Below are 19,310 nucleotides of genomic sequence, written 5' to 3'. Positions count from 1 at the left end.
TCGAGTGACTCTGCGCCGAAAATGTAACGGGGCTAAACACACCACCGAAGCTATGGCTTGAATCGACTTCACTGCTTCTTTGAGGTAGTGAGACTGAGAGAAACATTTTTGTCAGACTTGAGATGAAATCAAGGATGACCAAATGTTCTCAGGGGATAAACACACTTCGAAGGCGGAGTGAAGTCGATTCAGGGGTAGGGGAGCGTTGTATGTAGGTTGAAGGTGTACCGTAAGGAGCGCTGGACAGCATACAAGTGAGAATGCCGGTATGAGTAACGAAAAGATCAGTGAGAATCTGATCCGCCGAAAGCCCAAGGTTTCCTGAGGAAGGCTCGTCCGCTCAGGGTAAGTCGGGACCTAAGGTGAGGCCGAAAGGCGTAATCGAAGGACAACAGGTTGAAATTCCTGTACCACCGTAAACCGTTATGAACGATGGGGTGACGCAGGAGGGTAGTGACGCGGACTGATGGATGTCCGTCCAAGCAGTGAGGCTGATGTGTAGGCAAATCCGCACATCGATAAGGCTGGGCTGTGATGGGGAGTGAAAATTATAGTAGCGAAGGTCATGATCTCACACTGCCAAGAAAAGCCTCTAGTCAGGTGAAGGTGCCCGTACCGCAAACCGACACAGGTAGGCGAGAAGAGAATTCTAAGGCGCGCGGAAGAACTCTCGTTAAGGAACTCGGCAAAATGACCCCGTAACTTCGGGAGAAGGGGTGCCTCGGTAGGGTGAATAGCCCGAGGGGGCCGCAGTGAAAAGGCCCAAGCGACTGTTTAGCAAAAACACAGGTCTGTGCGAAGCCGTAAGGCGAAGTATACGGGCTGACGCCTGCCCGGTGCTGGAAGGTTAAGGGGAGCGGTTAGGAGCAATCCGAAGCTGTGAACCGAAGCCCCAGTAAACGGCGGCCGTAACTATAACGGTCCTAAGGTAGCGAAATTCCTTGTCAGGTAAATTCTGACCCGCACGAATGGCGTAACGACTTGGGCGCTGTCTCAACGAGAGATCCGGTGAAATTTTAATACCTGTGAAGATGCAGGTTACCCGCGACAAGACGGAAAGACCCCATGGAGCTTTACTGCAGCTTGATATTGGATTTGGGTACGATCTGTACAGGATAGGTGGGAGCCTTAGAAGCATGAGCGCCAGCTTGTGTGGAGGCGACGTTGGGATACCACCCTGATCGTATCTAGGTTCTAACCTGGTACCGTGATCCGGTACGGGGACAGTGTCAGGCGGGCAGTTTGACTGGGGCGGTCGCCTCCTAAAGAGTAACGGAGGCGCCCCAAGGTTCCCTCAGAATGGTTGGAAATCATTCGAAGAGTGCAAAGGCATAAGGGAGCTTGACTGCGAGACCTACAAGTCGAGCAGGGACGAAAGTCGGGCTTAGTGATCCGGTGGTACCGCATGGAAGGGCCATCGCTCAACGGATAAAAGCTACCCTGGGGATAACAGGCTTATCTCCCCCAAGAGTCCACATCGACGGGGAGGTTTGGCACCTCGATGTCGGCTCATCGCATCCTGGGGCTGAAGTAGGTCCCAAGGGTTGGGCTGTTCGCCCATTAAAGCGGTACGCGAGCTGGGTTCAGAACGTCGTGAGACAGTTCGGTCCCTATCTGTCGTGGGCGTAGGAAATTTGAGAGGAGCTGTCCTTAGTACGAGAGGACCGGGATGGACGTACCGCTGGTGCACCAGTTGTTCCGCCAGGAGCATGGCTGGGTAGCTACGTACGGACGGGATAAGCGCTGAAAGCATCTAAGCGTGAAGCCCCCCTCAAGATGAGATTTCCCAGTATGTAAGACCCCTTGAAGACGACGAGGTAGATAGGTTGGAGGTGGAAGTGCAGCAATGCATGGAGCTGACCAATACTAATCGGTCGAGGGCTTATCCAAAAAACACCCCAAAAAGTGAAGCAAAGCTTTGAAGCAGATGCCGAATACTTTTCGGGGACCCCGATACCACATCGGGTGAATGCTACGGATTCTAATCAACGCAAATACGTTTCGTATCTAGTTTTCAGGTGATCAATCACTTGAACTAAATATTGTTCCCTGATAGCTCAGTTGGTAGAGCACTCGACTGTTAATCGAGTTGTCACAGGTTCGAGTCCTGTTCGGGGAGCCATTTATGGAGAGGTGTCCGAGTTGGCCGAAGGAGCACGATTGGAAATCGTGTAGGCGCCAAAAGCGTCTCGAGGGTTCGAATCCCTCTCTCTCCGCCATTATAATTTTAAGCAAGGCCCGTTGGTCAAGGGGTTAAGACACCTCCCTTTCACGGAGGTAACAGGGGTTCGAATCCCCTACGGGTCACCACTTTCTTAAAAAAACACTTGCTTCTTATATCAGATTTTGGTATGATAAAAGTCGCTTTGTTACGGAGGCTTAGCTCAGCTGGGAGAGCATCTGCCTTACAAGCAGAGGGTCGGGGGTTCGATCCCCTCAGCCTCCACCATCATTCATCCCCATAAAGTGAAGCTCATGCTTCGCAAGTGATTCCGATTACTTTTCGGGGACCCTATACAAGCAACCCTTTTAATGACGCGGGGTGGAGCAGTTCGGTAGCTCGTCGGGCTCATAACCCGAAGGTCGTAGGTTCAAATCCTGCCCCCGCAACCAATTTATATCGCAATAGCGATAGTGCCTCGTGGAACTGTGGTGTAGAGGCCTAACATGCCTGCCTGTCACGCAGGAGATCGCGGGTTCGAATCCCGTCAGTTCCGCCATTTTTACAAGTTTCATAGATGACTTTGGGATGAGATGCGTATCCGATATGGGATTCGTCAAAGTCCGAAATGAGCTCTATGGCTCGGTAGCTCAGTCGGTAGAGCAGAGGACTGAAAATCCTCGTGTCGGCGGTTCGATTCCGTCCCGAGCCACCATGTACCTTTTAAAATTTTATACGCCGGTGTAGCTCAATTGGTAGAGCAACTGACTTGTAATCAGTAGGTTGGGGGTTCAAGTCCTCTCGCCGGCACCATTCTGGAGGATTAGTGAAGTGGCTAAACACGGCAGACTGTAAATCTGCTCTCTTCGAGTTCGGTGGTTCGAATCCATCATCCTCCACCAGTTTTTAGGGGCATAGTTTAAAGGTAGAACAGCGGTCTCCAAAACCGTTAGTGTGGGTTCAATTCCTGCTGCCCCTGCCAATCGAATCAATTTTTAGTACAATATGGCGGTCGTGGCGAAGTGGTTAACGCACCGGATTGTGGCTCCGGCACTCGGGGGTTCAATTCCCCTCGATCGCCCCATATTACAAAATCATATTGGGGATTAGCCAAGCGGTAAGGCAACGGACTTTGACTCCGTCATGCATAGGTTCGAATCCTATATCCCCAGCCATTGATTTTATGTTTGCGGACGTGGCTCAGCGGTAGAGCATCGCCTTGCCAAGGCGAGGGTCGCGGGTTCGATTCCCGTCGTCCGCTCCATTTTTATTTCTGGCGCCATAGCCAAGTGGTAAGGCACAGCTCTGCAAAAGCTTTATCCCCAGTTCGAATCTGGGTGGCGCCTCCATAACAACCATATGTGCCCTTAGCTCAGCTGGATAGAGCGTTTGACTACGAATCAAAAGGTCAGGAGTTCGAATCTCTTAGGGCACGCCATTGTGTAAGCCGGTGTGGCGGAATTGGCAGACGCGCGCGACTCAAAATCGTGAGGGAAACCGTGGGGGTTCGAGTCCCTTCACCGGCATCAATCAAAAGGAATGTAGACGATCAACGTCTGCATTCCTTTTTTTGTTGTCCCTCCATCGAAGCATCCACACGACAAGTCCACTCCCAATCACAGCTGCTGAAGATCGTTCTCCTGTAGATTGATGTTCCTTCAATAAGTTACCGTAGCAGGAAAGTGTTCGTTCACGGATATAACGCAAAAACTGCAGACCAGTCCAGGGGTTGGACGTAGGTCTATAGGAAGCCCCGCCTTAGGTCTAGGTCCAAAAACCGTCCACAGGCCGTTTTAGTCAAACTCGAAATTACCTAGAATAGAGTCATAAGGTTGAACAAATGAAACAACGATCAAACAACAGAAAGGCGGTGTATAAATGAGGAATTCAAAAGGCAATGGAATGAGTATCCTGTTGATTGGTTTAGGGATCTTGGTTCTTCTGGGAGTATTCGGTCCTCTGCTTGGATGGTTGTTCAGTCTTCTAATTCCGATACTAATGGTTGCTTTGGGATACTACGGAATTCGAAGAGGCAATACCTTGATGGGATGGATCATTCTCGGTATCGGCATCATCTGGTTGATGGGTAAACTGTCTTGGCTGATCGGTCCGATCCTTGGTGTTATCTTAATCATCTACGGAGTGTCCCGATTGAAGAATGGAAGACCCCGTTATTGATAAGGAACAACTACATTATATAACCTGCATAAACAACAGATCAGATCATGATAGATGAGGAGGGCTAAGCCGATATGAGTGTTTTCCGGCGGATAAGAGACATAACCGTAGCAACATTGAATGAAAAGCTCGAGCAGAGCCAGGATCCGGTTCGATTGATCGACCAGTTCCTACATTCAACCAGACAGGACATTGCTGAGGCCGAGAAGCTGCAGCAGCAATGCCAAGTACATTCCAGACAGCTGAAACAGCAGGTGGATCAAGCGGAAACCATGCGATTCAAACGCGAAGAGCAGGCACTGCTTGCCTTGAAGGCCGGCGAAGAGCATCTTGCCAAGCTGGCATTGCAGGAGAAGCTGATTTATGAGGAAAAGATTGAACAGTATCAAGGCCTGTTATCCTCTAGCCTGGAGTCGTTGAAAGAAATCGAGGAGCAGCTCGGTGAGCTGCGGATGGAATATCAGACGGTCTACAGCAAACGCCAGTATTATGTTGCCCGAGTGGAAACCCTTCGTCTTCAGCAAAAAATGAATGAACGTACGGGATCCTATGGCGGGGGTCATGATGTACCGAAGATGTTCAATCGCCTCGAGGACCGTATCAGCGACTGGGAACTGGAAGCCAGAAGCCTTCGCGATTTACGCCGCATGGGGCAGGAATACATGGATCAGGCTGGAGAATCCGTCTCCACGGTATTGGAAAAGGAACTTGCCCGCTTGAAGCAAAAGCTGAATAACAGCGGAAAGGAGTAACCATGACAAGATTGTACCGTTCCACCCGAGACAAGATGTTCACAGGGTTGATCGGCGGTATATCCGATCATTTCGGAGTCGAATCTACCCTACTTAGAATCATATTTGTAGTCAGTATCTTTTTCACAGGCGGTACAACGCTGTTGATCTATCTGATTGCAACCCTCGTCGTTCCTAAAGAGCCGTATTATCACGATCCGTACGGACCGCAAGGAAGACATGGCGGCGGATACCGTTACAACGACCATCCGGGCCCGGGGCCAGGCTACAACAGCTACAATGACGCTTATGGACGTCATCAAGGCTACCCTAATCCTAATGAGCATGGAAGCTTTGGTCCCAAATATGATCGTCCCAACGGCACAAGAACGAACGCGTCCACCGATTCCGATCTGGATGCGATGATGAAGGATATTGAAAGAAAAGCCATGCAAAAAGAAATCGAAGAATTGAAGAAAAAACTTTCGAACTATGAGAAGGGAGATAAATAACATGGGAGTATTTAAAAGAATCAAGGATATGACGAAAGCATCGGTGAACGAGCTGCTGGATAAAGTGGAGGATCCGATCGTAATGCTGAACCAGTACCTGCGCGACATGGAGGCAGAAATTCATGAAGCTGAGGTAACGGTTGCGAAGCAAATGGCAAATGAGCGTCGCATGAAGCAGCGCGTCGATGAGGCTGTGAAGATGGCGGCACAACGTGAAGCTCAGGCGGAATTGGCTCTGAAAAACGGTCAAGAAGAAGTGGCTCGCAAGCTGCTTGAAGAAAAGATCTATTTCGATCAAAAAGAAACCGAGTACGTAGAACTGCACCTGCAATCCGAGGCTCAAGCGAAAGAGCTTGTTGCTCAGCTGCATGAAATGAAAGACGAGTTCTACAAAATGCGCAACAAGCGCAATGAGCTTGTAGCTCGCGCTCAAATGGCGAAAGCGAAGAAGCAAATGTCTCAAGTGAGCAGCCTGCACACCATTGAAAGCGGCAGTGCTTCGATGGGCTTCCACCGCATGGAAGAAAAAATCATGCAAATGGAAGCTGAAGCTGATGTGCTTCGCGCACCATACCGCCCTAACAACGCAGCATACACAAGTCCAGTGGATGCTGAGAAGCAACTGAAGGTGGATGAGCAGCTGCAAGCGTTGAAAAACAAAATGGGGAAACCCTCGAAATCCGAGTAATTCCTTAGCAAGTCAGCAAAATAAGAACAAAGCGTATTCGAATACCGTGTTCATATGATATGCTATACGAATGAGATTGTCGTATAGTACAGGCAAAGCCATACAGTGGGGAGCATCTCACTGATATGGCTTTTCCGAGCTTATATCTTGGTCATCAAGGAGGTGCGACATGGACAGAAACCGCTGGATAGCAGTAGGTTTAATCAGCTTGGGTTTTATTATGCTTTTCGGCCGATGGTTTGGTTTCTTCACCATTGTCGCCCTGTTGCTCATCTTCGCGGGCGTCCTTCAGATCAGGCAAGGCCATGTGAAGAAGGGGTACATTCTGCTCGGCGTCGGAGCCGTGCTGCTGCTGCTCGAGCATCTTATGTTGATTATTGGCGTCAGTTTGATATCGCTGGGTATTTTCTACGGCAAGTCCAAACGGGCCCATACCACGACCAGATATATTCAGAAGCAGAACTTTATGTCCAACTTTGACTGGGACCGTGCACCCTGGGTGATGCGCAGCTTGAGCGTGTGGCATGTGCTCGGAGAAGCGGATGTGGATCTGTCCCTGGCGCTTCCCGAAGAACGGCAAACGGTGCTCATGTTCCACGGAATGCTCGGTGATATCGATCTGATGATTCCGGACTATTACGGGGTGGAGATCGAAGCATTCATCTTGTTTGGATCGATTCATATGGACGACCGGAAGGAAACCGGCATATTGAACCGAGTGAAATATCAATCGCCCAATTATGAGACCAGCGAATATAAAGTGAAATTTATCGTTTCTTATTTAGGCGGAGATTTGAATATAAGAATGACATAATAAACGTATTGTTTTGTGTATACCATTCAGGAGGGTTGCCCCGTGGAAACGGAAAAGAAAGCAAATATCATTACCCGAAGTATGCGTGAGGGGACCCTTCTAGGATTGGTTGTCATGCTCGTTGTCCTTTATTTATTATATACATATGGTTATCTTCAACCGTTTGAGACGTGGAAGAACCGGATCGAGGCAGGCATAACCCTGGTATTGCTGCCGATCGGGCTGGGAGCGATTTATGGCTTCTTCCAGGGATACCGGGTAAAACGGCGGGTCGATCTCGTTAGGGAAACACTCGTGAACTGGGAAAAAGGGAGTCTGACGGACGTCATGCCGGACATCGGCGAAGACGAAGTGGGCCGGCTTGGAGAACAGCTGGTGAAGATCAGCAAGCGCTGGGAGGATCAGGTGTCTTCCCTGCAGCGGTTATCCACGAACAATGCCCAGCTAGCCGAGCAGGCCAGGGTTACGGCGATCGTGGAAGAGAGACAGCGTCTGGCGCGCGAGCTCCATGATGCGGTATCTCAGCAGCTGTTTGCCATCTCGATGACGGCAACAGCTGTGGGCAGGACGCTGGATAAGGATTTTGACAAAGCGCAGCGCCAGGTGGCTCTGATTGAGGAAATGTCGGCTGTGGCACAGTCCGAGATGAGGGCGCTTCTCCTTCATCTGCGGCCGGTTTATCTTGAAGGGAAAGCACTGGAGCAGGGGCTGCGGGATTTGATCACGGAATTGCGGATCAAAGTGCCTATGGAAATTACGTTTGAGATGGACGATGACATACATTTGCTTAAAGGGATCGAAAATCATCTGTTCCGCATTATTCAGGAGGCCATGTCGAATACGCTTCGGCACTCCAAGGCGGAAAAAATGGACATCCGGATTCATCGCAGGCAGAACACCGTTCGGGTCATGCTGCGAGATGACGGGGTCGGGTTCGAACTGGACGACAAGAAACAGACTTCCTACGGTCTTTCGACCATGCAGGAACGGGTGACGGAAATCGGCGGCTCGTTACAATTCATCACGGCCCCGGGTAAAGGGACGCGGATTGAGATTATCGTGCCGCTCATAAACGAAGAACGCAAACGGGGGGATGGAGATGGAAGCACCGATTAAGGTACTGCTGGTGGATGATCATGAGATGGTGCGGATCGGCTTGGCTGCCGTGCTTGGCACCGAAGACGGCATTGAGGTGGTAGGCGAAGCGGGCAGCGGCGAGGAAGGCATACGCCTGGCGCAGGAATATCATCCTGACGTGGTGCTGATGGATCTGGTCATGGATGGGATGGACGGCATTGAGACCACGCGGGAGCTGATGAAGCAATTTCCGAATCTTAAGGTGATCGTACTGACCAGCTATCTGGATGATGAGAAGATGTATCCGGTCATTGAAGCAGGCGCGTTCAGTTATCTGCTGAAGACCTCCCGGGCTTCCGAGGTCGCCGATGCTATACGTGCGGCCGCACGGGGCCAGTCGGTTCTGGAGTCCCAGGTCGCTTCGAAGATGATGAATCGTTTCCGCCATCCGCAAAATGAAGCACCCGCGCATAATGACCTGACGGACCGGGAGATGGAAGTGCTGCGATTGCTGGCACAGGGCAAATCCAATCAGGACATTGCCGATGATTTGATTATAGGCATCAAAACCGTGAAGTTTCACGTGACTAATATTTTGGGCAAGCTGGGGGTAGAGGATCGGACCCAAGCTGCCATCTACGCTTATAAAAATGGGCTGGCTGAGTAAGGAGTGCCGGCTCTTTTTTTATGTTTATGAACGTGAAATAAACAGTTTTGAGATGCCGAGCGCGGTTCTAAACAGATCCGTGATGCGATGCGTCGGGTATCAACATATCCATGTAAACAATGATAGGCAGGCTTAAAGATCCCAATCGGGAGGCTTTTTGTTATGGAGGTATTTTTAAAACGGTAATAGCAGGATCATTTTAAATGGCGAGGTATAAATCTGAAGTGAGGCGGCCATCCTTTTACTAGATTGATAGATTCGTACGAGGAGGCGTGGCTGACGATGCGGAAGATACGTTTACAGTTGATTGTGATGATGTTGTTGCTGTGCGGGGCAGCAGGGATGATGGCGGGTTTTGCGGGAACAACGGAACGCAATGGGGAGGAAGCGGTTCCGCAAACGGCAGAGGCGTCAGCTTGGAAGGGAACGGCGAATGGAGCATCAGAAGCAGGGACTACAGCCGAAAGCAATTTGGAGCTTCTTGCAGCCCTTGGACAGGAGCATATGGATCCTTCCGCACTCCTCACGGTAAAAATTCAAGGCGAAATGATAAATTCGATTTCTAAGGATCAAGCTAAGACAGCAGCTGAGGAATTGGCTCGCGCAATAGGGCTTTCCGGCATTACCTCGAACGAGCTTCAAGGAAATGACGTTTTCCAAGCGGAAGGCGATCGATCGGGCGTCTCCGTGCATTTGGATTGGGCCCTAACGAACCAAGGCCATAGTTATGTCAGAGTCATGCTTGTCGGAGAGGCGGCAGCCCAGGCCCGGGAAATGATGAGTCTTCAGCAGCATGTTCAAGAACGGATGGAGCAAGCAGGCATACCGAATACGTGGAATGCGTCCATTCAAGGATATGCAACGAAGTCAGGCAGCGTGGATGGAACGATGGCCCAAGTAGAAGAGGCCGTAGCCCGAAAGCTTCCGCTTCGTTCCGTTGAGGATTATGCGGATGTTACAACGATCAGCCGATCCTATGAGGCGCCTTCGCTGGGGACTTTTGTGAAGAGCGGCAACACGCCGATTCATATGCAGATCGCGGTGCATGAAGATTCGGTGAAGAAAAGCAGTAGAATAACGATCGGATTTCCCGTCATTACAATAGAATATTGAAAATAATATCTGAAACTCCGATGAAAAAATACGGAATGAGATAGCATACTTGAAATGAATATGCTAAAATGTCATCACATCGAGTTAAGTGCCGATGCATAAAAATACACTATAATTCATAGAAAGAATGAGGAGCCATGGCTGAAAATCAAAATCTAGATACAATGAAGACACCGGGAGCTGTATTTTTCATCTTTGGAGCGACTGGTGATTTGGCAAGACGTAAGTTGTTTCCGGCGATCTACAGTCTTTATCGTGAAGGAAAACTGGATGAGGATTTTGCTGTAATCGGCGTGGCGCGGCGTCCGCGCACCCAAGAGGAGTTTCGGGAGGACGTGTATCGTTCGATTCAGGAATTCTGCCGATATAGTTCGGAACAGGATAGTGAATGGAATGCATTTGCACAGCATTTTGAATATAAATCTTTAGATATCAACAATATTGACGGTTTCCGTGAGCTCCGCGAACAAACGGAGCAATTGGAAACGAAATTTAATATACCGGGCAACCGCTTGTTCTATCTTGCGCTTGCACCGGAATTGTTCGGCAGCGTATCGTTCAACCTGATGAAGGGCGGCATGCTGGACGGAGAGGGCTGGAACCGTCTTGTGATCGAGAAGCCGTTCGGCTACGATCTGGAGTCCGCTGCCAAGCTGAACGAAGAGATCCGTAAAGTGTTCAAGGAAGAGGAGATCTATCGGATCGACCATTACCTCGGGAAGGAAATGGTGCAGAACATCGAGGTTATCCGTTTTGCGAATGCTTTCTTCGAGCCGCTCTGGAATAACAAGCATATTGCCAACATCCAAATTACGCTTGGTGAAACGGTTGGCGTCGAGGAGCGTGGAGGTTATTACGACCATGCGGGCGCACTCAGGGATATGGGTCAAAACCATATGCTGCAGCTGCTGACCATGATTGCGATGGAGCCGCCTAGCCGCCTGCTCGCAGAAGATATTCGCGACGAGAAGGTGAAGGTGCTTCGCTCCCTGCGTCCATATGCCTCAAACGAAGAAGTCAAGAACAACGTGGTTCGCGGTCAGTATACGAGCGGTTCCGCAGGCGGCAAAGATCTGCCGGCTTACCGTGAAGAGGACAAGGTAAATCCGGAATCCAATACGGAAACCTATTTTGCGGCCAGAGTCTTCGTGGATAATTTCCGCTGGGCGGGCGTACCGTTCTATATCCGCACGGGCAAACGCCTTCCGGTTAAGACGACCGAGGTGGTCGTAGAGTTCAAACGGATGCCAACCAACGTATACTTGGGCCAAAAGCATTCCCTGGAGCCTAACCTGCTCGTTATCCGGGTTAACCCGATGGAAGGCATCTACGTAAAGATCAACGCGAAGAAGCCGGGCTCCGAGTCCGAGATCGCTCCGGTTGCGATGGACTTCTGCCAAAGCTGCATCGTGGGCATTAACTCTCCTGAAGCGTATGAGCGTCTGCTGCATGATGCTGCCCGCGGGGATTCCACCTACTTTACACGTTGGGACGAAGTGGCTTCCGCTTGGTCCTTCGTGGATCGCATCGCTAGCGCTTGGAGAGAGAACCAGGGCGAGCTGGAATCGTATCCTGCCGGCTCCTGGGGACCTGACAAAGCGGATGAGCTGCTGAAGGAAGACGGCTTCCACTGGTGGCCGGTTAACGGTCAGCTTGAGGATAACGTCGTGTGGTTGAAAAAATAGAAGATTAGCTAAAATTTATGCGATAAAAATCATCCTCATGCGCACGGCGCATGGGGATGATTTGCGTATGAATTGTGGTACAATGATATACATGACTTTAGTTACGAAGGGATAAGTGAAATGGCAAAGCTAATAGATGAACTGCAGCAGGAAGTGGATAAGCGTCGCACGTTCGCGATTATTTCCCACCCTGACGCCGGTAAGACGACGCTGACCGAGAAGCTGCTCTTGTTCGGGGGCGCCATTCGTCTGGCCGGATCGGTTAAAGCTCGTAAAGCGAGCAAGCATGCAACGAGTGACTGGATGGAGATCGAGAAGCAGCGGGGAATCTCCGTCACGTCGTCCGTGATGCAATTTGATTATTTAGGGCATCGGATTAATATATTGGATACGCCGGGTCACCAAGACTTCAGTGAGGATACCTATCGTACGTTGACGGCTGCCGACAGCGCCGTCATGTTGATTGACGTAGCCAAAGGGGTCGAGGCCCAGACCATCAAGCTGTTTCAGGTCTGCGCGAAGCGGGGCATTCCGATCTTCACCTTCATCAACAAACTCGACCGCGAAGGACGCAGTCCGTTTGACCTGATGGAAGAGCTTGAGCAGGTGCTGGGCATCCGCTCCGTACCGATGAATTGGCCGATCGGTTCCGGCCGCGACCTGTGCGGCGTGTACGACCGGGTGAAGAATCAGGTGGAATTGTTCCAAGGGGACGACCATTCCACGATTAAAGTGCAGAAGGTCGAAGGGTATGAAGATCCGCTCATCCGCGAGATGGCTGGCGACTATCTGCATGACCAGTTATGTCAAGATCTGGAGCTGCTGGATGTTGCCGGCGACCCGTTTGATTTGGAGAAAGTGATGCAGGGGCAGTTAACGCCTGTATTTTTCGGCAGTGCGATCAACAATTTCGGCGTCCAGACCTTTCTTGAAAACTTCCTCCAGCTTGCGCCGAAGCCGGAGCCACGCCGCAGCACGGAAGGCGTGGTGGAACCGACCGATGAGAAATTCTCCGGTTACGTATTTAAGATCCAAGCCAACATGAATCCGGCTCACCGGGACCGCATCGCTTTCCTTCGAATCGTATCGGGTAAGTTCGAACGCGGTATGAGCGTGAAGCATGTGCGGGTAGGCAAGGAAATCAAGCTGGCGCAGCCGCAGCAATTTTTGGCGCAGGATCGAGATATTGTGCAGGAGGCATACCCTGGCGATATTATCGGTCTGTTTGACCCGGGGATTTTCCGGATCGGGGATTCCCTCAGCCAAGGACGCGAGGTTGTATTCGACGAGCTTCCGACGTTTTCCCCGGAGATCTTTGCCAAAGTAACCGTGAAGAATGCGCTGAAGCATAAGCAATATCAGAAGGGGATTGACCAATTGACGGAAGAGGGGACCATTCAGGTATTCCGCACCGTTAGCTTCGACGAGACCATTCTCGGGGTGGTCGGCCAGCTCCAGTTCGAAGTGTTCGAGTATCGGATGAAGGGGGAGTACGGCGTCGATGTCCAGCTGCAACGGATGCCGTATCAGTTCGCCCGCTGGCTCGTGGACGACAACATTGATCCGTCCAAGTTCCGGATTAACTCGACCCTGGTGAAAGACAAGAAGGATAATTATGTCGTTCTCTTCGAAAATGAGTATGCGATGAGAACCGCCATAGACAAGAACCCAACCGCCAAGTTTCTTGAGACCGCTCCGTAAGCGATGGCATAAATATGCAGTATAAAGAACAATCCCCTAAGCTTGAAGGCTGAGGGGATTGTTCTTTTTGTTGAGCGCGGGATTATCCCTGAAGATTGCCAGGCGTAACGGTTTTCAAATGGTCGTGAAGGGAAGAGACAAGGGTATTTTGCTGGGCAGCATCCATGTCTTTCCACATCATTTCAAACATCACGCCGAGTCCCGGCAGGGCGGCTTCAGGCCCGTCAACGGAACCCTCGATCATGGAGCGCAGCTCTTCTTCGTCCTGATTGTGGACTTTATGAATGACGGCTTGCCTTAGATCTAACAATATGGACATCGAAATGTTCCTCCTTGTTATATAAGGGTCATTGTGTAATGTGCCCGTTCCAGGGGAGTTACATTCAAGTATTCTGGACAGTATGATATACTGTTATCATTGATGATTAAGGATCGACCTAGGCTCGTGGGGGGATATATAAATGGCTAAGAAGCAGTACGCAGTAATCGGTATGGGGCGTTTTGGCACAAGCGTTGCCAAGGAATTGAGCAGCATGGGATTTGACGTATTAGCCGTTGATGCGAGCGAACAGCGTATTCAGGAAACTGCCAGCATGGTCACGCATGCCGTTTCGGCGGATTCGACCGATGAAGAGGCGCTCCGGGCGCTCGGCATTCGGAATTTTGATGTGGTTGTCGTGGCTATCGGGGAGGATATTCAATCCAGCATTTTGACGACGCTGATTCTGAAGGATCTTGGCGTACCGGCAATTATCGTAAAAGCGAAGAATGAGCTGCACGGAAAAGTGCTTAACAAAATCGGCGCGGACAAGGTGATTTTCCCAGAGCGGGACATGGGGCTTCGGGTTGCCCACCATCTGGTCTCGCCGAATATTCTGGACTATATCGATTTGTCGGACGACTACAGCATTATGGAGATGCTGGCTACAGGCGAGCTGATTGGCCACAATTTGAGAGAGCTGGATATTCGCGCACGATTCGGGTGCAATGTCATGGCGATCCGAAGCGATGCGGACATGAACATTTCGCCAAGTCCGGATGACCGGATTGAGGAAGGCGATGTGCTTGTCATCGTCGGACATAAGAATGACTTAACGAAGCTGGAGCTTGCTTATCCCAAATAAAGCCGTCAGCTTCGGATACCGGGTCGAACCCGGGCTCTGATGAGTATATATGTAAAAGAACGGATGGATTAACAATGGAGATATTATCGCCGCAGAATGCCAGAGTGAAGGGCTGGGCACAGCTGCAGGAGAAAAAACACCGGGACAAGCAGAACAAGTATGTGGTGGAAGGCATCCATCTCGTACAGGAAGCCCTGTCATCCGGCGCGGACATCGAGTGCGTGGCTTATGACGTGGACAAGGGCATCCCCCAAGAGCTTCGTCATATTACGGATACAGGACAAGGTGCCGAATGGATCGGCGTATCCCATGCCGTCATATCGAAGGTCAGCGATACGCCGTCGCCGCAGCAGGTGTTTGCCGTCATTCGCAAGGAAGCGCGGCAATGGCAGGACCTGATCCTGCGCGAGAACGGTTTGGTCGTTGTTCTCGACGGTCTCCAGGATCCGGGCAATGTGGGAACCATCATACGAAGCGCCGATGCCGTAGGGGCTGCCGGCGTGGTCCTGGGGCGAGGCTGTGCGGATTTGTACAATCCCAAGACACTGCGCTCTACCATGGGATCCCTGTTCCATCTGCCGGTGCTGGAGGGTGATCTGCTGAGCATCCTGCCGGAAGCCAGGGAACGGGGAGCCAGATTGGTGACCACCATGCTGGAAGGACAGCGCTCATGCTTCGAGTACGACTTCAAAGGGACAAGCTGGATCGTCATCGGCAGCGAAGGACGCGGCGTCTCGCCTGAGGTCGCGGCACTCGTGGACGATGCCATCCGTATCCCCATGCCGGGGCGTGCCGAATCGCTGAATGCGGCTATGGCCGCTTCCGTATTGATGTACGAGGCTTTAAGGCAGAGGGTGTATGCTGATTTATAGAGACAGGAAATAGCTCGATTAGGGGCGGGAATGATTAGATAACATTGCTGATCATAACCGGCCTTTTTTATTCTTGACAGAGATGGTCATAATAACAGGCGTGTTCGAAAGGAGTTAAATCCGTGTACGAGCAAAAAACAAAAGAAACGGATCACAGCGTGGTGGAGTTTATCGAGCAAGTGGATTCGCCGAAAAAACGGGAGGATGCCTATCGTTTGCTGGAGATTTTTGAAGAAACGAGCGGGTATTCGGCCAAAATGTGGGGACCCAGCATCATTGGTTTCGGCTCCTACCATTACCGTTACGCTTCCGGCCATGAGGGAGATGCGCCGTTTGTAGGATTCTCGCCGCGAAAAGCGAAGATCAGCCTGTATTTTGCGCCAGGCGATGATCAGCGGGAGGAGCTGCTGACGAATTTCGGCAAGCATACGGCAGGGAAAGGCTGCGTGTACATTAATAAAGTGGCGGACATTGAAGTTGAGGTGCTGAAGCAGCTGATTCGCGAATCGATCGCGTTCCTGAAAAAGACTTACCCGGATCAACCCTAACGTGAGGTGGAGTTAAGTGCGGTGTGCCGGCAAGGTCTCTGTTTTGAGCCGATTAGTCGGCTGATTGACCTAAGGGTGATGACGAACAGGTGAATATTGGGGTTTGACGTAAAACCATTTGGTGTCCTATAATGCATAAAGGGAAACCAAATGGTTTCATAATTTAAGTTTAAGCGAGGGATCAATCTGATATGGACAACGCAACAAACGGCAAGCTGCCGGATATTCGTCATACTCTTGTGCTGAAAGCGCCCATCGAGAAGGTGTGGAAAGCCGTAGCCACAGCTGAAGGGATTTCGGCGTGGTTTATGCCTAACAATTTTGAACCGGTGGAAGGGTTCGAGTTTCAATTGAATGCCGGCCCCTTCGGAAACTCACCATGCAAGGTGACGCTTATTGATGAACCTAACCGGTTGTCTTTTAACTGGGGCAAGGATTGGAGCGTTACGTTCGAACTGGTGGAGCAGGGAGACCATACGGAATTCACGCTCATCCACGGCGGATGGACAGCGGATCAAGTAACCGAGTTCGGGGAAGCGCATGACATCGTTCGAGGCCGCATGGACAACGGCTGGGCTGGCATTGTCCAGAAGCTTGCGGGATACGTCGAGGCGTAACCGATGTCGCAGGCCGCTCCGAAGCATGATGTCTACCAAGCCATCGCAGATCCGACTCGCCGTAAGCTGCTCGGCTTGTTAAGCGATAAGGAAATGCCGGTTAAGGAAATTACGGGACATTTCTCCATGACGCGAACCGCCGTGTCCAAGCATCTCCGTATTTTGGAGGAAGCCGGTCTGGTGCAGGACCGCAAGGTGGGACGCGAGACCCGCTATCGCCTGCAAGCAGAGCCGCTTAAGGAATTGAAGGATTGGCTGTCTTATTTCGACCGCTTCTGGGAGAACAAACTGTCGATGCTGAAATATTACGTGGAAGATCAAGAAGACGATTCAACGAACGACATAGAAGAGCGAGGATAAGCCATCCTTGCTCTTCTTTTTTGCCGTTTGTCCGCATACCTTCTATACAGGAGAGCTTGCCATGGTAAACATGCTCCTCGGGGCGTAAATAGGGGGGACCAAGCATGAGACGAAAGAGATGGGGAAGCAGGCGTTTGGCCTTTCCGTCGCTGTCGTGGCCTAAACCAAGGAGAGCTTACAAACCACCGCGCAGAGGCTTTCGGCCCGTACCGCAGAGCCGGGGGCGTCATCAGGCTGCCAAACGGCGAAGCACAAAAAAATGGTGGCTGATCGGCGCTCTGCTCCTTGTGTTTGGGATCGTTGAGTTTTTTATGTATATCGAGCAGAATCTGCGGCCGCCGATCATGCATTTAGCCCAAATCCGGGTTAAGCAGATCGCTACCGAAGCCATCAATAAAGCGATCACCTCCCAGGTGACGCAGGGCAAGGATTTTGATAATCTGGTCAACTGGAAAACGGACAGCTCGGGCAAAGTGACCGGATTCATGCTGAATTATGCCGAGCATTTAAAAATCACGTCCCATACGACGCAGGTCGTGCAGAGCACGCTGGACGAAATCCATAAGCGCAAAGAGCAGATTCCGCTGGGACAGGTGTTAAAAAGCCCGATCATCGCTTCATTCGGTCCGCAAATACCTTTAAAGATCGAACCCCAAGGAGCGGTAAAGGTTCAGCTGGATACGAGGCAGCAGGGGGCCGGCATCAATATGATCCTGGTGGAGGTGTTCGTCCACATCGTGACGGAGGTAGCGGTAGTCGTTCCTTTTGACATGGAGCCGCAAATCGTGGAAACCGATATTCCGATCTCGTATCTGCTCGTGGTAGGCGATGTGCCGATGTATTACTACGACGGCCAAGGAAAGGCGGTCGGCGAGAATAAGGCAAGCGCACCGAGCATCGCGATACCGCCACCGGTAACGGACGAGAACACCCATGACGGGCAGCAGGAGATTCCGCCTTCAACAACGCCGGACCCTCCTGCCCAGGGATCGACGACGCCTCTTGTGCCTACGCCGGGCGGCGCCGACATATCAGGGCATACGGAGGGAAGCGGAACAGGCGAGTAAAACGCTCATTCGCTCATTCTCAAACCGTATTCTGTACCTGCAGTATGGATTGGCCGTCTATGTGACATGAGGGTATGCCCTTAAAGGAAAAACGCGCCCCTGGTTTGAATTCAGGAGCGCGTTTTTTTCTTCGAGCGTTTTTCTTCCAGTTCCCAGTGCTTCAGCAGCGGGTAAGGATCGAAAGCCCATTCGGTCAATCCGGTGTCCCGGTAGATGCCGTAATGCAGGTGCGGCGGGAATTTGCCCTGGGTTCCCGGCTTGCCGTAGCCGGAACTGCCGACCCAGCCGAGGGTTTGACCCGGCGTAACGACATCCCCGAGCGAAATCCCTTTATCAAACCCCTGCAGATGGGCGTAATAATGGTAATGATTGTTCAAATCCCGGATGCCGATGCGCCAGCCGCCGTATTTATTCCAGCCTTTAATTTCGACGACGCCGTAACAGGTGCTTCGAACGGGGACTCCGTATGAAGCAAACAAATCCGTTCCTTCGTGAACCCTTTTGCCTCCCCAGTTGCGTCCCATGCCAAAGGTGCTTCGGTAGGAATAGTTGCTTTTGACGGGAAGGGGAAACGCATGGTCGAACAGGTCCAGCTTCCCGAAGGTCTCGTACAGTTTGGCATACTGCATGATGCGCTGTACGGCCCGCGTGTTCTGGTAGTATGACCATAGGCCGATGCTGAAATCATCAGCGGCATGCCCATAAGGGGAAAGTCTTGTCGCAACGGTGTAGAGCAAGTCGATATCATTATTAGGGTCTGCCTTGCCATCCCCGTCCCCATCGAGCCCGATCCCGGAGAACACGCTGATCGACGTGGGATTCACGTCTTCCTGATTGGGATTCAACGGGCCAGCCCATCGGGTGGAAGGGATAAAGATACCTAGGGTGCGGTCCGGATGCTTTCGATCCTTGGGATGAACCCGGGTCAGCGTTCGTTCATACTGGTCAATGGCCGCTAGGCGGTGCCAAGGAATTTGGGTAACCGTGGAAACCTGATCGTATAAAGATTTCCGGTCCGCAAAATTCGCTGCAGCATCCGTTGCTTTAGCCGAATCGTCAGCCGCGCTGACCGCCATGGAGGCGGATGCGGACGCAGGCCCGCACATGCAGCAGGCAGCCATCAAAGCAGCCATGACTGCAGCCGTGGACCGATACATGATGCCCTTTGCGCGCAATGGTTGTAAAATCCTCATATTGTCCTTCTCCTCCCTTTTTCGATAGTCGTAATTAAGGACGGACAGTCATGCCTACCTGTAGGGTGAATCGAAACAAGGATTTTTATCCATGCCGCAACTAGATTAATCTCATATCGATGCGAAACAAGTAATATGATGGTTTTCATGATATAATATGGGACAGCAAACGATGGGGTATGTCTTGAGTTACATCATTACA

The 19,310-nt window shown here is 51.3% G+C and carries 18 protein-coding genes, 16 tRNA genes and 1 rRNA gene (1 of these 35 only partly in view); 33 read left to right on the top strand and 2 right to left on the bottom strand.

All coding sequences use genetic code 11. The annotated features are described in order from the left end of the window. The 27 genes from AC3RCL_RS27600 to AC3RCL_RS27470 all read left to right on the top strand — a co-directional run. A 23S ribosomal RNA gene (locus AC3RCL_RS27600) occupies positions 1-1,890 on the top strand (it extends 1,157 nt beyond the left edge of the window). Between the two features lie 156 nt (positions 1,891-2,046). Continuing rightward, a tRNA-Asn gene (locus AC3RCL_RS27595) sits at positions 2,047-2,122 on the top strand. Positions 2,123-2,127: 5 nt separating this feature from the next. Continuing rightward, positions 2,128-2,219: transfer RNA gene (locus AC3RCL_RS27590), tRNA-Ser, on the top strand. Positions 2,220-2,235: 16 nt separating this feature from the next. Then, positions 2,236-2,310: transfer RNA gene (locus tag AC3RCL_RS27585), tRNA-Glu, on the top strand. A gap of 63 nt (positions 2,311-2,373) precedes the next feature. Beyond that, positions 2,374-2,449, top strand: a tRNA-Val gene (locus AC3RCL_RS27580). An 87-nt stretch (positions 2,450-2,536) separates the two neighbouring features. Then, positions 2,537-2,613, top strand: a tRNA-Met gene (locus tag AC3RCL_RS27575). A 30-nt stretch (positions 2,614-2,643) separates the two neighbouring features. Then, positions 2,644-2,720: transfer RNA gene (locus tag AC3RCL_RS27570), tRNA-Asp, on the top strand. Between the two features lie 80 nt (positions 2,721-2,800). After that, positions 2,801-2,876 (top strand) — tRNA-Phe (locus AC3RCL_RS27565). A gap of 22 nt (positions 2,877-2,898) precedes the next feature. Then, positions 2,899-2,974 (top strand) — tRNA-Thr (locus AC3RCL_RS27560). 4 nt (positions 2,975-2,978) lie between these two features. Next, positions 2,979-3,063, top strand: a tRNA-Tyr gene (locus AC3RCL_RS27555). Between the two features lie 6 nt (positions 3,064-3,069). Then, positions 3,070-3,143 (top strand) — tRNA-Trp (locus tag AC3RCL_RS27550). 26 nt (positions 3,144-3,169) lie between these two features. Beyond that, positions 3,170-3,245 (top strand) — tRNA-His (locus AC3RCL_RS27545). Between the two features lie 16 nt (positions 3,246-3,261). Next, positions 3,262-3,336: transfer RNA gene (locus AC3RCL_RS27540), tRNA-Gln, on the top strand. Positions 3,337-3,350: 14 nt separating this feature from the next. Further along, positions 3,351-3,425: transfer RNA gene (locus AC3RCL_RS27535), tRNA-Gly, on the top strand. An 11-nt stretch (positions 3,426-3,436) separates the two neighbouring features. Beyond that, positions 3,437-3,510 (top strand) — tRNA-Cys (locus AC3RCL_RS27530). 12 nt (positions 3,511-3,522) lie between these two features. Further along, a tRNA-Arg gene (locus AC3RCL_RS27525) sits at positions 3,523-3,599 on the top strand. A gap of 8 nt (positions 3,600-3,607) precedes the next feature. Continuing rightward, a tRNA-Leu gene (locus AC3RCL_RS27520) sits at positions 3,608-3,687 on the top strand. A gap of 352 nt (positions 3,688-4,039) precedes the next feature. Further along, positions 4,040-4,339, top strand: a complete 300-nt coding sequence (locus AC3RCL_RS27515; protein ID WP_009591410.1) for a hypothetical protein — start codon at positions 4,040-4,042, stop codon at positions 4,337-4,339. Between the two features lie 74 nt (positions 4,340-4,413). After that, on the top strand, positions 4,414-5,091 hold the full coding sequence (locus AC3RCL_RS27510; RefSeq protein ID WP_009591432.1) for a PspA/IM30 family protein: 678 nt from the start codon (positions 4,414-4,416) through the stop codon (positions 5,089-5,091). Between the two features lie 2 nt (positions 5,092-5,093). Beyond that, positions 5,094-5,582 carry a PspC domain-containing protein gene (locus tag AC3RCL_RS27505; protein ID WP_036665039.1) on the top strand — a complete coding sequence of 163 codons (489 nt, stop codon included), beginning with the start codon at positions 5,094-5,096 and terminating at the stop codon, positions 5,580-5,582. A gap of 1 nt (position 5,583) precedes the next feature. Then, the gene (locus AC3RCL_RS27500; protein ID WP_009591427.1) at positions 5,584-6,270 is read left to right on the top strand and encodes a PspA/IM30 family protein; all 687 of its coding nucleotides are present in this window, start codon (positions 5,584-5,586) and stop codon (positions 6,268-6,270) included. A gap of 169 nt (positions 6,271-6,439) precedes the next feature. Then, complete coding sequence (gene liaF / locus AC3RCL_RS27495) at positions 6,440-7,084, top strand: cell wall-active antibiotics response protein LiaF (RefSeq protein ID WP_009591411.1); 645 nt, start codon at positions 6,440-6,442, stop codon at positions 7,082-7,084. 42 nt (positions 7,085-7,126) lie between these two features. Further along, a complete protein-coding gene (locus tag AC3RCL_RS27490; RefSeq protein ID WP_015737447.1) occupies positions 7,127-8,200 on the top strand; it encodes a sensor histidine kinase in 1,074 nt (357 codons plus the stop codon). After that, the gene (locus tag AC3RCL_RS27485) at positions 8,178-8,828 is read left to right on the top strand and encodes a response regulator (RefSeq protein ID WP_036665042.1); all 651 of its coding nucleotides are present in this window, start codon (positions 8,178-8,180) and stop codon (positions 8,826-8,828) included. Before AC3RCL_RS27490 ends, AC3RCL_RS27485 begins: the two co-directional genes overlap by 23 nt. Positions 8,829-9,110: 282 nt before the next feature. Continuing rightward, complete coding sequence (locus AC3RCL_RS27480) at positions 9,111-9,941, top strand: YwmB family TATA-box binding protein (RefSeq protein WP_492533162.1); 831 nt, start codon at positions 9,111-9,113, stop codon at positions 9,939-9,941. 137 nt (positions 9,942-10,078) lie between these two features. Then, positions 10,079-11,626, top strand: coding sequence for a glucose-6-phosphate dehydrogenase (zwf, locus tag AC3RCL_RS27475; protein ID WP_009591421.1), 1,548 nt, complete (start codon positions 10,079-10,081; stop codon positions 11,624-11,626). A 120-nt stretch (positions 11,627-11,746) separates the two neighbouring features. After that, positions 11,747-13,327, top strand: coding sequence for a peptide chain release factor 3 (locus tag AC3RCL_RS27470; RefSeq protein WP_036665046.1), 1,581 nt, complete (start codon positions 11,747-11,749; stop codon positions 13,325-13,327). 82 nt (positions 13,328-13,409) lie between these two features. Here AC3RCL_RS27470 and sspI read toward each other — a convergent pair whose 3' ends face one another. Next, positions 13,410-13,646, bottom strand: coding sequence for a small acid-soluble spore protein SspI (gene sspI / locus AC3RCL_RS27465; RefSeq protein WP_009591415.1), 237 nt, complete (start codon positions 13,644-13,646; stop codon positions 13,410-13,412). A 142-nt stretch (positions 13,647-13,788) separates the two neighbouring features. Between sspI and AC3RCL_RS27460 the strand changes: the two genes are divergently transcribed. The 6 genes from AC3RCL_RS27460 to yunB all read left to right on the top strand — a co-directional run bounded on the left by AC3RCL_RS27460 (position 13,789) and on the right by yunB (position 17,915). Continuing rightward, positions 13,789-14,451: a potassium channel family protein gene (locus AC3RCL_RS27460; protein ID WP_009591426.1), complete on the top strand. Its 663-nt coding sequence runs from the start codon at positions 13,789-13,791 to the stop codon at positions 14,449-14,451. A 74-nt stretch (positions 14,452-14,525) separates the two neighbouring features. Further along, positions 14,526-15,323 carry a TrmH family RNA methyltransferase gene (locus AC3RCL_RS27455; RefSeq protein WP_492533158.1) on the top strand — a complete coding sequence of 266 codons (798 nt, stop codon included), beginning with the start codon at positions 14,526-14,528 and terminating at the stop codon, positions 15,321-15,323. Between the two features lie 122 nt (positions 15,324-15,445). Beyond that, positions 15,446-15,871, top strand: a complete 426-nt coding sequence (locus AC3RCL_RS27450; protein WP_096776666.1) for a DUF1801 domain-containing protein — start codon at positions 15,446-15,448, stop codon at positions 15,869-15,871. Positions 15,872-16,062: 191 nt separating this feature from the next. Then, positions 16,063-16,488 (top strand): SRPBCC family protein, encoded by a 426-nt coding sequence (locus AC3RCL_RS27445; protein ID WP_096776665.1) that lies wholly within the window; start codon positions 16,063-16,065, stop codon positions 16,486-16,488. Between the two features lie 3 nt (positions 16,489-16,491). Further along, positions 16,492-16,848 (top strand): ArsR/SmtB family transcription factor, encoded by a 357-nt coding sequence (locus tag AC3RCL_RS27440; RefSeq protein WP_096776664.1) that lies wholly within the window; start codon positions 16,492-16,494, stop codon positions 16,846-16,848. A gap of 104 nt (positions 16,849-16,952) precedes the next feature. Next, a complete protein-coding gene (gene yunB, locus AC3RCL_RS27435) occupies positions 16,953-17,915 on the top strand; it encodes a sporulation protein YunB (RefSeq protein ID WP_213579773.1) in 963 nt (320 codons plus the stop codon). A gap of 110 nt (positions 17,916-18,025) precedes the next feature. Here the strand turns inward: yunB and AC3RCL_RS27430 are convergent, their stop codons facing one another. Beyond that, on the bottom strand, positions 18,026-19,108 hold the full coding sequence (locus AC3RCL_RS27430; RefSeq protein ID WP_096776662.1) for a M23 family metallopeptidase: 1,083 nt from the start codon (positions 19,106-19,108) through the stop codon (positions 18,026-18,028). Positions 19,109-19,310: the final 202 nt, after the last annotated feature.

It is taken from the genome of Paenibacillus sp. MT86, assembly GCF_058792535.1.
This window is presented reverse-complemented; position numbering and strand designations above follow the sequence as displayed.